The sequence below is a fragment of the Paenarthrobacter sp. R1 genome, from assembly GCF_030264015.1.
Lineage (GTDB): Bacteria > Actinomycetota > Actinomycetes > Actinomycetales > Micrococcaceae > Arthrobacter > Arthrobacter ureafaciens.
In genome coordinates, this window is sequence record NZ_CP127115.1 from 2,080,072 (window position 1) to 2,094,843 (window position 14,772).

16 protein-coding genes are annotated in these 14,772 nt (G+C 63.0%); 15 read left to right on the top strand and 1 reads right to left on the bottom strand.

Going from position 1 to position 14,772, the window contains the following annotated elements; translation table 11 throughout:
* The first annotated feature begins 22 nt into the window (after window positions 1-22).
* From QN084_RS10065 to QN084_RS10120, 12 genes are all read left to right on the top strand, one after another.
* Entirely contained in the window at window positions 23-886 is an 864-nt protein-coding gene (locus QN084_RS10065; protein ID WP_062098670.1) for an ABC transporter permease, read from the top strand.
* Window positions 887-902: 16 nt separating this feature from the next.
* Window positions 903-1,697: an ABC transporter ATP-binding protein gene (locus QN084_RS10070; RefSeq protein WP_062098671.1), complete on the top strand. Its 795-nt coding sequence runs from the start codon at window positions 903-905 to the stop codon at window positions 1,695-1,697.
* Between the two features lie 8 nt (window positions 1,698-1,705).
* A complete protein-coding gene (locus QN084_RS10075) occupies window positions 1,706-2,488 on the top strand; it encodes an ABC transporter permease (protein WP_069694462.1) in 783 nt (260 codons plus the stop codon).
* Between the two features lie 13 nt (window positions 2,489-2,501).
* Window positions 2,502-3,944, top strand: a complete 1,443-nt coding sequence (locus QN084_RS10080) for a DHA2 family efflux MFS transporter permease subunit (protein ID WP_069694461.1) — start codon at window positions 2,502-2,504, stop codon at window positions 3,942-3,944.
* Between the two features lie 43 nt (window positions 3,945-3,987).
* Window positions 3,988-4,992, top strand: a complete 1,005-nt coding sequence (locus QN084_RS10085) for an ABC transporter substrate-binding protein (protein WP_062098675.1) — start codon at window positions 3,988-3,990, stop codon at window positions 4,990-4,992.
* Window positions 4,993-5,016: 24 nt separating this feature from the next.
* The gene (locus QN084_RS10090) at window positions 5,017-6,117 is read left to right on the top strand and encodes a carbon-nitrogen hydrolase family protein (RefSeq protein WP_069694460.1); all 1,101 of its coding nucleotides are present in this window, start codon (window positions 5,017-5,019) and stop codon (window positions 6,115-6,117) included.
* Between the two features lie 179 nt (window positions 6,118-6,296).
* Window positions 6,297-6,620 (top strand): 2Fe-2S iron-sulfur cluster-binding protein, encoded by a 324-nt coding sequence (locus tag QN084_RS10095; protein ID WP_069694459.1) that lies wholly within the window; start codon window positions 6,297-6,299, stop codon window positions 6,618-6,620.
* Between the two features lie 77 nt (window positions 6,621-6,697).
* Complete coding sequence (locus QN084_RS10100) at window positions 6,698-7,978, top strand: aromatic ring-hydroxylating dioxygenase subunit alpha (RefSeq protein WP_062098681.1); 1,281 nt, start codon at window positions 6,698-6,700, stop codon at window positions 7,976-7,978.
* Between the two features lie 3 nt (window positions 7,979-7,981).
* On the top strand, window positions 7,982-8,497 hold the full coding sequence (locus QN084_RS10105; protein ID WP_062098683.1) for a hypothetical protein: 516 nt from the start codon (window positions 7,982-7,984) through the stop codon (window positions 8,495-8,497).
* Entirely contained in the window at window positions 8,494-9,300 is an 807-nt protein-coding gene (locus QN084_RS10110; RefSeq protein WP_062098685.1) for a 3-methyl-2-oxobutanoate hydroxymethyltransferase, read from the top strand. The genes QN084_RS10105 and QN084_RS10110 overlap by 4 nt, the downstream gene beginning before the upstream one ends.
* A gap of 10 nt (window positions 9,301-9,310) precedes the next feature.
* Window positions 9,311-10,159, top strand: coding sequence for an alpha/beta fold hydrolase (locus QN084_RS10115; RefSeq protein WP_069694458.1), 849 nt, complete (start codon window positions 9,311-9,313; stop codon window positions 10,157-10,159).
* A complete protein-coding gene (locus QN084_RS10120) occupies window positions 10,159-10,827 on the top strand; it encodes a 2,3-bisphosphoglycerate-dependent phosphoglycerate mutase (protein WP_285751635.1) in 669 nt (222 codons plus the stop codon). Before QN084_RS10115 ends, QN084_RS10120 begins: the two co-directional genes overlap by 1 nt.
* Here QN084_RS10120 and QN084_RS10125 read toward each other — a convergent pair.
* Window positions 10,824-11,771 (bottom strand): substrate-binding domain-containing protein, encoded by a 948-nt coding sequence (locus QN084_RS10125; protein WP_062098695.1) that lies wholly within the window; start codon window positions 11,769-11,771, stop codon window positions 10,824-10,826. The two genes, QN084_RS10120 and QN084_RS10125, sit on opposite strands and share 4 nt — an antisense overlap.
* A 98-nt stretch (window positions 11,772-11,869) precedes the next feature.
* Here QN084_RS10125 and QN084_RS10130 point away from each other — a divergent pair, with 98 nt between their 5' ends.
* Genes QN084_RS10130 through QN084_RS10140 form a run of 3 tightly spaced genes read left to right on the top strand, consistent with a single transcriptional unit; the run spans window position 11,870 to window position 14,717 of the window.
* Window positions 11,870-13,018 carry a zinc-dependent alcohol dehydrogenase gene (locus tag QN084_RS10130; protein ID WP_069694455.1) on the top strand — a complete coding sequence of 383 codons (1,149 nt, stop codon included), beginning with the start codon at window positions 11,870-11,872 and terminating at the stop codon, window positions 13,016-13,018.
* The gene (locus QN084_RS10135; protein WP_069694454.1) at window positions 13,018-13,725 is read left to right on the top strand and encodes a 4-carboxy-4-hydroxy-2-oxoadipate aldolase/oxaloacetate decarboxylase; all 708 of its coding nucleotides are present in this window, start codon (window positions 13,018-13,020) and stop codon (window positions 13,723-13,725) included. The genes QN084_RS10130 and QN084_RS10135 overlap by 1 nt, the downstream gene beginning before the upstream one ends.
* Window positions 13,722-14,717, top strand: a complete 996-nt coding sequence (locus tag QN084_RS10140; RefSeq protein ID WP_069694453.1) for an amidohydrolase family protein — start codon at window positions 13,722-13,724, stop codon at window positions 14,715-14,717. The genes QN084_RS10135 and QN084_RS10140 overlap by 4 nt, the downstream gene beginning before the upstream one ends.
* Window positions 14,718-14,772 lie beyond the last annotated feature (55 nt).

The following is a 14,772-nucleotide window of genomic DNA, read 5'->3' on the forward strand; positions in this document are numbered from 1 at the left end:
CAAGGTGCATGGAGCTGAACCGATGCAGACCAAACTTTCAGCACCTCCCCGCCCGCAAATTCGGATGTCCGCCCCCAAGCTGCTCCGAAACTCCAACGTAAAGGTCCAGGCACGCTTTGGCAGGGTGGCCGTCATTGCCGCCGTGATCGTCGTTTGGGAAGTCCTCACCCGGCTCGGCCTGATCGACGTCGACTTCGTATCCACTCCGCTGGCCGTCGCCGTCGCCTTCGTCGAGATGCTGGGCACCCGCGAAGTCATGACGGCGTTGGGCAGCACGGGTGGAAACATCCTCATGGCCTTCGTCATCGGCACAGCCGTGGGCATCGTCGTCGGAACCGTAATGGGCCTTTCCAAGACTCTTTGGCAGGCCTACTCGGCCCCGCTGCTGTTCCTGATGTCCACACCGAAGTCCATCTTCCTGCCCATCTTCATCCTCCTGTGCGGCATCGGTTCCACGTCCGCCGTCGTTTTTGGGGCGTTCGAGGCGGCAGTATTCGTCACCATCAACGTGGCCGCAGGCATGGCGCTCGTCGAGGAACGCCACATGAAAGTGGCACGCGCCTTCAAGGCCTCCTGGGGGCAGACCATCCTCACCGTCGTACTCCCTTCCGCCCTGCCGGGTATCTTCACGGCGTTGTGGTTCGGCATCCGCCACGCCTTCATCGGGGTCCTGATCGCAGAACTGTGGGCTTCCTCGGACGGAGTGGGTGGATTGATCCGCGTCTACGCCGAACAGCTGCATACGGACAAGACCCTTGCCTTGATGCTGGCAGTCACCATCCTCGCAGTCGTTGCGGGGACCATCTGGAATCACTTAGAAACACGGCTGACCAAGTGGCGGCAGACCTCCGCCTCCGGGGCCGCTACAACCACCGCGACAAGTTAGGTAAACAGCAATGCGAATGTCCATCAATGATGTTTCAGTCACGTTCACGCGTGCCGGAACGACGGTCGAAGCACTCAAAGATATTAACTTGTCGCTGCACGAAGGAGAATTCGTTGCCCTTCTTGGTCCCAGCGGCTGCGGCAAGTCCACGCTGCTGACCTGCATGGGAGGGCTCATGACTCCCACGAAGGGCCAGATTCTGGTGGGCGACTCAGTGGTGAAGGAGCCGGACCCCCGCCGGGCTGCCTTCGTCTTCCAGGACTACTCCCTGCTGCCGTGGAAAAACATCCTGGACAACGTCGGCGTCGGACTGCGGTTCGCCGGAGTCAGCAAGCAGGAACGCCACCAACGCAGCCAGGAACTGCTGGACATGATGGGCCTGTCACAGTGGGCCGATTCCCACCCCGGCCAGCTGTCCGGTGGTATGCAGCAACGTGTCGCGGTGGCCAGGGCCTTGGCGATGGACCCGTCGATCCTGCTGATGGACGAGCCCTTCGGTGCACTGGACGAGCAGACCCGTCGTTCCCTGGGCGAGAGCATCTCCACAGTCCTGACGGAAAACAAGCAGACGGTTGTCTTGGTGACCCACAGCCTCGACGAGGCCATTTACTGGGCAGACCGTGTCATCGTCATGTCCGCGCGTCCGGGCAAGGTCATGGCCGAAGTCAAGATCGAACAGATGCGTCCGCGCCCGCTCGATTTCATTGCCACGGAGGAGTTCGCGCAGCTGCGCTCGCGGCTCTTCCTGATGCTGAACGAAGCCATGGGCAACGGCCCCCACGCCAACCCTTTGGAAAAGCAGAGAGCATAGGGAAATCCATGAAGCAACACAAAAATTCCCCGCTGGTATGGCCCCTCCGGGCGCTCGGGCTTGGTGCTTTGGTTGGTATCTGGGCTTACGGGAACGGTCCCGGCGGGATCTCCCCGCTGGTTCTGCCCACCATCCCCAGGGTCATGGAAGCCCTCGGTGAAGCGCTTGCGCAGCCGGCGACCTACGAGGCCGCGTTCATCACGTTCGGTGAAATCCTGGCTGCTTTCGTCATCGCCTCGGTGCTCGGCCTCGCAGCGGGCTTCTGGGCAGCGAGGACACCAGTCCGGACGCAGGTCTTCCAGTCAATTTTCGTCTGGGGCTACCTCGCTCCGCTGATCCTCTTCTACCCCCTCTTCATCCTGTCCTTCGGCACGGGCGTGGGGTCCAAGATCGGTTACGGGGCAGTCAGCGCATTCTTCCCGATCGCCTACAACTCGCTGCGGGCCTTCGCTACGGTGAAGCCCACCATGCTGACGGTGGCCAGGGCGTTCGGAGCCAGCTCGTTCCAGACCGACTTCCTTATTAAGTTGCCGAGTGCGTTGCCGCTGACCAGTTCCGGCGTTCGCATTGGTGCGGGTGCGTCAATGATCACCGTCATCTTCGCCGAGATGTTGGCCTCCACCGCGGGGCTTGGTTATCAACTCGCGTTGAACAGCCAGACCTTTGCAGCTCCCCAAGCGTTCGCCATGATCATCCTGCTCATGGTCTTGGTTGGCGTGCTGCAGGGACTGGTCAATATCTTGCTGACGCCCAAGTCCGAACGGGGCAAATCCCTCAACGCCGCCCACTAAAGCAAAGCGCACCATGACCGAAACCCAAGTCCAGCCCACCCAACGCACGACGGCGGGGACAGCAGCCCGATGGATCATCCTCTTCTCCGTCACCACAGGCACCTTCATGGCCAATGTGGATGCCACAGCCGTAGTGGTGGCATTGCCGATGATGGCCAAAGAATTCGGGGTCGACATCGACTCCCTCCAATGGGTGTTATCAGCCTACTTGCTGACCATCACGGCGGTGGTTCCGTTCCTTGGCAAATTGTCGGACGCCATTGGCGGAAAGAGGATCCTCAGCATTGGCCTGCTGACCTTCATCGTTGCCTCGCTCGCAGTGGGACTGGCTCCGGCCCTTCCGGTCATGATTGCGTTCCGTGTGCTCCAAGGGATCGGAGCGGGCATGTTCATGGCGACCATCACGCCCTTGGCCCTGGCGACCTTTCCTGTGGGCCAGCGGGGCCGGATCCTGGGGATTATCGGAAGCACGGTGGCCGCGGGGACGCTTCTGGGGCCTGCCTTGGGCGGCGTCCTTACGGGGGCGTTCGGCTGGCGCTCGATTTTCCTGATCAATGTCCCTGTTGGCCTGATCGGTGCGATCGGCGTCATGGCCTTGGTCCCAAAGGACTCGAAGAAGGGGGCCAGGACTCCCCGACTGGATGTCCCCGGCTTTACGTTGTTCATCATGTTCTCGTCCAGCCTGCTGCTCGGGCTGGGCTTCGCACCCCGACTCGGTTGGTCGCATGTGGTAGTCCTTGGACTGTTGGGAACGGCGGTTGTGACCTGCGGGCTTTTTGTCTTGCGTGAGCTCAAGACCGCCGTTCCCCTCATCAACCTCCGTCACTTCCGAAGGCGTGTCTATGGCTGGGGAACACTGGCAGCATTCCTTTCCTACGTACTCCTGCTGTTTCCCGCTTTCCTGTTTCCCCTGTACATGCACGAGGTACTGGGGTTGTCGATCGGCCTGACAGGCTTGATGTTGACGTGCCAGGCAGTTGCCATGCTTTTGGTTTCACCCCTTTCCGGCTGGTGGAGCGACCGCGTCGGTTCCCGGCGTCCTGCCCTCGTGGCCTTGTCCGTCATGATTGCCACGTTTGTTGGCGCCTCGTTCCTCAGGGAGTCTTCGCCGACTTGGTTGGTTGCCGCCTTGCTGGCACTCATCGGCGCGAGCGTCGGACTCTTCAGCTCACCGAACAGCTCGGCCGTGATGGGTGACCTGGGGCAGGACCAGGCCGGAGTAGCCAACGGCACGATCGCTACCCTTCGGAACCTGGGGAGGGCCATCGGCGTGACGCTCACCGTGTTGCTGTACCAGCTGTTCGCCGGATCCCCCGCAACAGCCGGGATTTCTCCCGGTCATTTCCTTGCCGGCTTCCAAGGCGTCCTGCTGGTCGGCGCGGGGCTTGCCGCCGTCGCCTTCCTTGCAGTGCTGCTGATGTACGGCAGGCGAGGTCGCACCACAAAAGAAATGTAAGCCCACATTCGCTCCAACAACCATTTAGAGGAGTTTTATGCTTATGGGAAATTTTGCCCGCCCCGCCATCACGAGGAGCCTCCGGACAGCTGCCGCGGGCGCAGCCTTCATACTGCTTCTCAGCGGCTGTGGTGGTTCCGCGGGCGCTGACGACGCGGAGACCAATGAGATCCGCGTCATTCAGTCCAACAAGCACGATCCCACGGAACTCGGCGCGGAAGCCGGGGACTTCCTCGATATTTGGCCTAGCTGCGATCCACAGATGAAAGTCAGCGTCACCTCGGGCGAAAAGACAGCAGAAGCCGTAGCGGCAGGCAGCGCAGACATCGGGATCACGTCCCCCAACCGGGTCATCGGCGCCATTTCCCAGGGGCTGGACGCGTCGATTATCGGCGCTTCAATGTCGGTATTCGACGAATACCTCGTCGTCAGGCCGGACAGCACCGCCAAATCCTTCGCCGACCTGAAGGGCAAGACTTTTGCGATCAGTAGTTTCGGCTCGGCAGGTGACTACGCCACCCAAAAGCTCGCCCAGCAAGCAGGATGGGCTGACACCGACTTCAAAAAGGTAACCATGGGGAGCCTGGACGGCATCCAGGCCGGACTGAAAAGCGGAACCGTGGACGCATTCCTCTGGGGCGGACACGCCGCTTTCGGTCTCGAGCAGGCCGGCAGCGCCAAAGTCCTGGAGAACGTGCGCGAACTCATCGGGCCAAACGCCATGACGGTGGTCTTCGCGAGCAACAAGATCATCAAAGAGCGCCCTGAAGACGTCAAGGCCTTTGCCGAGTGCTACTACAAAGCTTCCGGCCGGATCATGGATGACGAAAGTCTGGCCACGAAGATGATGGTGGACGACTGGGGAATGGACCCCAAGCTGGCGGCGCGGATCATTAAAGAGGAGATCCCCATGAGCTCCCGGGACGGGAAGCTCACGGAGGACCAGCTGAAAGGGATTCTCGAAGCCACCCACTTCACCATCAAGTCGGCCGCTTCCTTGACGCTCGATGACGTCAAGAAAATCTACAAGCCCTGGCAGGAGCTGTGACGGACCCCCGCCTGGAGGCGAACCATGTCCAAACCCGCGAAAGGACAAGCATTGGCTGAATTCTTCGGCTCCATCACCGCTGCGGCAGTCCAGGCCTCCCCCGTATTCCTCGACCTCCAAAAGAGCACCACAAAGGCCTGCGAACTTATCCGGGAGGCTGGTTCAAACGGGGCGAAATTCATCGTCTTTCCCGAAGGCTTCCTGCCCGGCCACCCTACGTGGTTCCACTTCCAACCGGTCAGCAGCCCCATCTCAAACGAACTGAACCTGAGGCTGTTCAAGAACGCCATCAGAGTGCCGGGGCCGGAGGGCGACGCAATCGCCGAGGCGGCCAGGGACGCAGAAGCCTACGTGGTAATGGGAGTATGTGAACGGGCCTCAAACGCACCGGGATCCCTCATTAACTCCCAACTCTTTTTCGGCCCCGACGGACAGTTCCTGGGCAAGCACCAAAAACTTCAGCCAACCGCCGGTGAACGCATAGTGCACTGGGGAGGATGGGGGGACACTCTTGGGCCTTTCCAAACCGAATTCGGACCCGCCAGCGCCCTGGTCTGCGGCGAGAATTCCAACCCCCTGGAAATCTTTGCCCTGACCGCCGCCGGAACCAGACTGCACGGAATGAGCTGGCCACCGCATTTCCGTTCGGCTGCGGACGGGACTTCACTCATGCCGCAGACTTCGCTGCTGGCGGCACAGAATTTCGCGCTGATGTCCAAAGCCTTCGTTATCAGCGCTTGCGGCATTGCCCACCCGGGCTATGCGGAAGACCTGGGGTTGACAGCGGAGGCCGCAGAAAGAATCTCATCAGGAGCGGGCCAGGGAGGCTCGGCCATCATCGGTCCCGACACCCGGATCCTTGCCGGCCCCCTCGACGGCACTACGGAAGGGATTCTCTATGCGGAGCTGGACTTCGACCAGTGGGCCCGCCAGAAGATCGCGCAGGACTTCGCCGGGCACTACAACCGCAATGACATCTTCCAGCTGAGGGTCAACCGCAAGCCCCCCACGAATTACGTCACCGCGGATAACACCGCGACGGTGGAGCAGTTCACGGAACGGTTGGAGCCCGTTGAAGAAAATGCGACGAACGACGCCTTCGTGCCGGAACTGATCAAACCCTGATACACCGCTTCATCAAGAGAACAATCCAGCCAAGGCCTGACTCCGCGTCGGGCCTTGGCTGTTGTCTGACGGGGCTTCATCCACGACTCCCGGGCCAACTCCCGAATTTTCATGGACGCCTCATTGACACCACGAGTTGCGGAACGGCATTATGGTTAGACCATTAGTAGGAGGATCCAATGGTCAAGATTTCTTATGTCAGCGCCGAGGGCGCAATCGATGTTGTGGACGCCGAGGTCGGCGACTCGGTGATGTCAGCGGCTCTCCGCAACGGGGTGTCAGGCATCATCGGCGAGTGCGGCGGGAACAACTCCTGCGCCACGTGCCACGTGTGGGTCCGTGAGGAGTTCCTGGATGCAGTGGGCACTCCAGGCGAGATCGAGGCGGACCTCATCGACATGGGCGTCTCTGAGCCGCGGGACTGCAGCCGCCTTGGATGCCAGATCGTTCTCGAAGACAAGCTCGACGGCCTGGTCGTCGACCTTCCCCCAACCCAGCCCTAATTATCACGTCCGGCATTGGCACAGCCCATGACCGGACACCGGTTTTCAACTCCGCTCAGGACGAAAGGATCCTTCGCATGCTGCGTACGGACATCAACGAATTGTTGGCCCAAACAGGTCCGGGAACTCCCATGGGTGACCTCTTCCGCCGTTACTGGCAGCCGGTGCTGCTGGCCGAAGAACTCCCCGAAAACGACTGCCCCCCGGTCCGCGTCAAGGTGCTGTCTGAGCGCCTTATCGCCTTCCGCGATTCCGAGGGCCGCTACGGACTGATGGACGAGTTCTGCGCCCACCGCGGCGTCTCGCTGTGGTTCGGCCGCAACGAGGAAAACGGCCTCCGCTGCCCCTACCACGGCTGGAAGTACGACGTCACCGGCCAGGCCGTGGAGGTCCCCAGCGAGCCGGCCACGAGCAACTTCTGCGCCAACGTCAAGCTCAAGGCCTACCCGATGGTCAAGCGCGGGGACGTATTGTTCGCCTACCTGGGCGACCCCGCCGCCCAGCCGCCGTTGCCGGAGTGGGAAGCGTACACCGTTCCGGACGGCCAGGTCTTCACCTCCAAGCGCCTCCAGGAGTGCAACTGGCTGCAGGCCCTTGAGGGCGGCATCGACTCAAGCCACGTCACCTTCCTGCACGGCGGCAATCTCGAAAGCGACCCGCTGTTCAAGGGATCCAAGGGCAATGAGTACAACAAGGGCGATTTGAAGCCGTTCTTCGAAGTGGTGGACTACGAAGGCGGTTTGCTGATCGGCGCCCGCCGCAACGCCGAGGAAGGCAAGTACTACTGGCGCGTAACGCCATGGGTGCTGCCGAACTTCACCATGGTGCCGCCGCGTGGAGACCACCCGGTCCATGGCCACTTCTGGGTCCCCATCGACGACGAGAACTGCTGGGCCTACAGCTTCGACTACCACCCCACCCGGCAGCTCACGGAAGCCGAAGTCGCTGCGATGCGCGCCGGCAAGGGCGTTCACAGCGCAAACGACGCGTCCTACCGCCCACTGGCGAACAAGGACAACGACTACCTGATGGACCGCGAGTCCCAGAAACGCGGCGAGAACTACTCCGGCATCGAGGGAATCGCTCTTCAGGACTCCTCGCTCCAGGAATCGATGGGCCCGCTCGTCGATCGGACCAAGGAACGCCTGGTGGCCACCGACGCCGGCATCATCAAGGCCCGGCAGAAGCTCTACAAGGCCGTAAAAGCACTGCAGGACGGCGTTGAACCCACCGGGAACAGGCCCAGCGACCAGAAGGTCCGTTCGGTGGCGATCGTGCTCCCCGCCGACCAAGCCTTCGTTGAGGGCATCGGCGAAGCCATGATCGCTGAACCGGCCAAGCCGCACACCTCGGTCTGAGCCATGTCCGATCACGATCACGAACACTCAAGCGTTCCACGTTCAGTGCCCGCGGGTCCGAGTTCATGCGCCCGGGCGGCCACCACCAAGGAAGCGGCCTTTCGGATTGACTACCCGCTGTCGGCCGCACGGAACACCCGCGTTGTCGCCTTCGACCACGAAGCCGAGCGCATCATCCGTTCCGCGGCCTTGCTCGACTGGGGCCAGGCCCGCTTCTTCTCCGTTGCCGACCCCGGCGGGGTGCTGTCCGAAATCGGCGCCTCGGATGTGTCCTTGGAAGAGGTCATGACCGACACCAACACGGTGATCATGGTCTCCACATCCGGGGAGAACGGGGCGGCGGTTGCCGCCGTCGGAAGCCTCGCCCGTGAGCGGGGCATCATGACGGCGGGCCTGGTTGTGACGCCCGGTGCGCTCACCAGCGATGCGCTCTTCCACCTCCGGCCCCACGCCAGGATCCTGCTGGTCCCGGCCGAAGAAGATGACCTGATTGAGCTGCTGAGGGCTACGCGCGCATGAGCACCATGACCATTCCCAAGCTTCAGGAGATGAAGAGGGACGGCAAGAAGAGTGCCTGCATCGTCGCCTGGGACTACCAGATGGCGCGGATCGCGGACCGTGCCGGTGCGGACATCGTCTCAGTAGGCGATTCCGTGGGCGTCAATCTCTGGGGGCACTCCCATCCGCTGGAGATCACCATGGACGAAATCCTGGTGGCAGCGAAAGCGGTCCGACGTGGTGTGGAATCCGCCCTCCTCAGTTGCGACTTCCCGTTCGGCCCCCTCCAGGAGGGGGCCAAGGGAGCAGTCGGCGCGGCTATCCGCTTGGCGAAGGAAGCAGGCGTTGACATGGTGAAGCTCGACGGCGCCGCGGACTTCCCCGAAGCAGTGGAGGCGGTCACCCGTGCCGGCGTTCCCGTCTTCGCGCAGTTCGGCATCACGCCGCAAACAGCCCTTAAGTACGGTGTGGCGTATTCGCAGGCCGAAGGGGCGGTGGTTCCGGACGAAATGGTGGAACAGTTCGTCACCGAAGCCAAGCGGCTCGAATCCGCCGGCGCCGTCGCCCTCAACTTCACCAACTCGGGTCCCGTGGTGGGTCCGGCGGTGGTGGACGCCGTTTCCATCCCGGTGCTGGGCGGTTTCGGCGGCGGGCCGTGGCTGGACGGTCGGATCAGGATGTCGACGGCGGCAGTCGGCTACAGCGCCAAGTGGATTGATGCTGAACCCACTACCTATGCCAATGTAGGGCGCATCGCGTATGACGCCCTGACCGAGTGCATTGCAGATATCCGCGGGGGACAGCATCTCCGCGGCCAAGGTTAGGAGGCTTGTTATGCCCGTCGTCGAAATTGACGGAATCCCCACGCGTTACGAAACCGTGGGCGACGGCCCTCCGTTGCTCATGTTCAGCCCGGGCGGATTCGACTCCACCTTGGAAAACTGGCTCACCTTCGGCAGGTACCGGGAGCTCGGTTTCGTTGATGCCTTCAAGGGCAGCTACACGTGCATCGTCTTCGACCGCCGTGAATCCGGGCAGTCCGGCGGGCGCCTGGAGCGCCTTACGTGGGATCGCTACGTGACCCAGGCGCTCGGGCTGATCGACCACCTCGGCTACGAGGCCGTCCATACGATGGGTGGTTGCGTCGGGTGCTCCACTGCGGCGGCCTTGGCCATCCGGCACCCGGACCGCGTGCGGAGCATGGTCCTGTTCTCCCCCGCTGGCGGGCCGCAGTACCGGATGGCCCAGCACCGCCGCTTCGGCCAGCATCTTGCCTTCGCCCTGGAACATGGGATGGGTGCCGTCGTCGAACTCGCCCGATCCAGCATGGTGGGCTTCAGCAAGGACCCGCGCCTGGGTCCGTGGGCGGGGCCGCTGCGCGGCAACGACGGGTTCGCGGCAGCCTATGCGGCCATGGACGTGAAGCAGTACGAGCTGATGGTCACCGGTTCCGTGCGGGGCCTGTTCGACCGGGACACGGTGCCGGGCGTCGAGGCCGAGGACCTGATGACCCTCCAGGTGCCGGGGCTGATTGTTCCCGGACAGGACAGCTCGCATGCGCCGTCGGCGGCGCGCTACCTCGAGGAATGCCTGCCGGTTCACGAATACTGGGATGTTCCGGTGGCCGAACAAACCCGGAGTACCGCCCCCGCCCGGATCCTGGCGTTCCTCGAGCAACACTGATGTCCAACCTGGTGCTGCTGCGCCATGGTGAGAGCACGGCGAATGCCGAGGATGTATTCGCCGGCTGGCTCGATGTTCCCCTCACCGCGCGCGGACGCGCGGAGGCCCGGCGGGCTGCGGCGGAGCTCGCCGGGCTCGCACCCGACGCAGTACACACCTCCGTCCTCAGCCGGGCCGTGGAAACGGCCCGGCTGCTGGTCGAAGAAGCCCGCTGGCCGCTCTCACCGAGCGCGTATTGGCGGCTGAATGAACGTCATTACGGCGCCCTGCAGGGCTTGGCCAAAGCTGACGCGAGGGTGCGTTTTGGCGAGGCCGAAGTGCAGTCCTGGCGCCGCGGCATCGACGGCCGTCCTCCCAAGACGGACGACGCCGCCTTGTCCGCCCAGCGGGCCGATCCCCGGTACGCTGCGTACCCCGAAGCGGCGGCTATCTCCGCTGAGAGCCTGGCGGATGTGGCGGTACGCATGGCGCCGTACTGGCGGCACATCCTCGCTCCCGAACTGCGCAGGGGCCGGACCGTGGTGGTGGTGAGCCACGGAAATGCCTTGCGCGCGCTGATGCATCTGTCCACCGGCGTGCCCCTGGAAGAAGCCACCCAACGCGAACTGCGCACGGCAGCCCCTGTGGCTGTCCGTGCGCAGTTGGACCCGCGGATGGAGAACGTTTAGCCCGTGAGGCCGCGGACCGGCTCGGCGAAGAGTTGGTCCAGTTTCACTTTCCTGGTCAGGATGTGCTGCCGGCTTGCTTGTTCCATGAGGTCCTCCAGGACTTCACGGTTGGGATCCACGCCGTACGGGAGGGGATCGTCCCAGCCGGTTGCATCCAGTACTTGGAGGTGGAGCCGATCGGCGGAGTCGGGTTCGGCCAGCGCCCCGGCCTTCAGGTCCGCAAGGTACTGCCGCTTGGATTCGGCGAAGGCTTCGAAGACGGCGACGGCAGCATCCGGGTGCGCTTCCAGGATCTCGTCCCGAATGACCACCAGGTGGTTGATCGGATAGAGACCTGTTGTCTGCAGGGCCGCGATTGCGGCTTGGTCTGCGTCGGGGATGAGTGTGACCAAGTCCGGGGAGCCGGGCTTGACGCCGATCGCGGCGTCGAGTTCGCCGTCGAGCACCATCTGTTCCAGCGTCCTGCCGGACGGCGCGGAAATAACGTTCGACGGCGGCACGTAGTTTTGGACGTGTTCGTCACCGGAGAGGACCCACGTCACTGAGTCCAGATCAAGGCCGTACTGGTTGGCCATGATGGCGCGGGCCCAGACGCCGGTGGTTACCGTGTACCCGCGGTTCACACCGACGCGTTTGCCGGCAAGCTGTCCGGGGTGGGTGAGGCCCGAGTCGCGTCGGACCACAATCGCGTTGTGATGGAATCCCCGCACCAGGAAGATCGGGAGCGCGGTGAACTTCACGCCGTGTTCCTTGGCCGTCAGGTAGGTCGTTAACGCCATTTCGCTGACGTCATAGGCCAGTTCGCGGACCATCCGGCGAAATCCCTGAACGAGGACCGGCATTTCCTGAAACTCCAGAGGGAATCCTTCAGGCACAACGGTTCCGTCCTTGAGGCGGCGGTTGTTCCCTTGGGTCCTGCTGAGGGCTGACAGTTGAACGGGCACGGCGGCTCCTCTTTCTATGGCAAGCATGGATACCTGCATGGTAGATTGGTCTAACCATTTTGCCAAGGCTTAGCAGCCGTGCTCAAAGGGAGCCAAAGATGTCTGAGAAGGTGCTGGCGGCGGTTCGGGTTGCCCCGGGAACCACCGCAATGCGCGAGTTTGACCGGCCGAAGATCGACGATGAGTCGGCCCTGTTGAAAATTGAGGTTGCAGGTATCTGCGGCACTGATGTGAAGCTGTATTCCAATCCGCCATCGACTGCGGCCACCCAGGGTCCTGTGATCATGGGGCACGAGAATGTCGGCATCATTGTGGAGGCCGGCGAAAAATTCAAGAAGCGCCAGGGACTCGAAGAAGGTGACCGGGTGTTCGTGGAACACTATGTCGCCTGCTTCAGCTGCGAGTGGTGCCGCATTGGCGAGTACCGCCACTGCGAGGCCACCGACTGGCGAACCAACCCGGATGCGCGCCGCTTCGGTTACACCTCGGCCGACTTCCCCGGCATGCTGTGGGGCGGTTTTTCACAGTACATGTACCTGCCGTGGAACGCGGTACTTCACAAGATCCCGGACACCATCACAGCGGAGGAAGCCGGCTTGGTCATGCCCCTCTCCAACGGCATTGAGTGGGCTCTGCTGACGGCGGGAATCGGGTACAACGACACCGTGCTGATCCAAGGGCCGGGCCAGCAGGGCCTGGCGCAACTCGTCGCGGCCAAGACAGCCGGCGCCGCGCAGGTGATCGTTTCCGGGACCACGCGGGACAAGGCGCGCTTTGAGCTTGCCAAGGAGCTGGGCGCCGACGACGTCGTCGACGTCCTCACCGAGGATCCCCGCGAGAAGATCATGGACCTCACCAACGGACGCGGCCTGGACTACGTCCTGGACTGCACGTCCCGCGCGGGCACCGCACCGGTGCTGCTTGGCGTTGACGTCCTCAAGCGCCGGGAAGGCACCCTGCTCATCCAGGGTGAACTGGCCGCCTTCCCCGAGTTCCCGGTGAAGAAAATTACCGAGAAGGCGATCACCATCAAGTCCGCCCGGGGCCACTCCTTCAACGCCTGCGAACTCGCCGTGAGCCAGCTCGCTTCACGGCGCTTCCCCTTGGAGAAACTGGCTACCCACCGTTACGGCATCGACCAGGTGGACCATGCCATCCGCGTCCTAGCCGGTGAAACCGATGAGGATGCCATTCACGTGTCCATGATGCCCGACCTGGTGGGCCAGCCCGGCGGAGCGGTGCGCTGATGGCCGGGCTCGTTGTCACCAACCCGCCACGCGCCGAACGCGCCGTCGTGGACGCTTTAGCCGGCTACGGCGTAGCCACCGTCCACGAGGCCCAGGGCCGCGAAGGACTGCTGGGCTCGCACATCAACCCCGTGCAGACGGGAGCCCGGATTGCCGGCAATGCCGTCACCGTCACGGTCACCCCGGGCGATAACACCACCATCGGCGTCGCGGTCGAGCAGTGCGGCGACGGTGATGTGCTGGTGGTGGCACCCACCGCCCCGTGCGACATGGGCTACTTCGGAGATCTCCTTGCCACCTCGCTCAAAGCGCGCGGGGTCCGCGGCCTGGTCATCGAAGCAGGAGTACGCGATGTGGCCGACCTTCAAGAGATCGGCTTCCCGGTGTGGTCCAAGGCGGTTTCGGCGGAGGGAACCGGCAAGGGAAGCTTGGGCGACGTCAACGTACCCATCTCGATCGCCGGCCGGATCGTCCATCCGGGTGATGTGGTGGTTGCCGATGATGACGGGGTTGTGGTGGTACCACGCCGGCAGGCCGCCCGCGTCCTTGCCGCCTCGAAGGCCCGCGAGGAAAAAGAAGCCAAAGCTCGCTCGCGTTATCAAGCCGGCGAGATTGCCTTGGATGTCAACGATATGCGTCCGCTGCTTGAAAAGGCCGGCATTCGCTACATCTCCTTCGAGGACTGGACACAGGAGGCCCGCAAGTGATTATCGATATCCATGGCCACTACACCACGGAACCTGCCCAGCTGTTCGCCTTCCGCAAGGCCCAGCTCAACGGAGAGAACGCCGTCCTCGCTCCCATTGGTGACGACGAGCTCCGCGAAAGTGTGGAACCCAACCAGTTGCGCGTCCTTCGTGAGCGCGGCGGCGACCTCATGGTCCTCTCCCCCCGGGCCTCCGGCATGGAACACCACGTCCCGCACGCAGTTACAGCCAACGCCTGGGCACGGGTCTCGAACGACCTCGTTCACCGCGTGAGCGAGCTGTACCCGGAGCACTTCGCCCCCGTGGCCCAATTGCCCCAGACACCTGACGGCAACTTCGCCGGAGTTATCGCGGAGTTGCGGCGCACGGTGACCGAACTTGGATTTGTGGGTGCGAACCTCAATCCGGACCCGTCAGGAACCTGGGCTGGAAAGCCACTGACTGACGAGTCCTGGTTCGGGCTCTACGAGGTGATTCAGGAACTCGACATCCCTGTGATGATCCACGTGTCTACTGCCTGCAATCCGAACTTCCACACCCTCGGCGCGCATTATCTGAACGCGGATACCAGCGTCTTCATGCAGCTCCTGCAATCGGATCTCTTCCAGCGCTTTCCCGGGCTGCGTTTTGTGATTCCGCACGGTGGAGGCGCCGTTCCCTACCACTGGGGCAGGTACCGGGGCCTTTCCATGCGCAACGGCTGGCAGGACCCGTCAGAGCTGCTGGCCAACGTCTATTTCGACACGGCCGTGTACCACCAGCCCGGAATAGACCTGCTGACACGGGTAATTCCGGCCGGCAACATCCTCTTTGCCTCGGAAATGCTCGGGGCGGTACGTGGCGCGGATCCAGACAGCGGCGTGGAGTGGGACCACACCCTGGTTTATGTGAAGAACGCGGGCCTTTCCCCGGAGGATGAACTCCGGATCCTGCGGGAGAACGCCGTCGGGGTCTATCCGGGCCTGGCCGCGCGCATTGCGGCCAGGCGCTGAGCAACAGCGTGCAGAAAAGTGCCCCTCACCTCCACGGAGGTGAGGGGCACTTTTG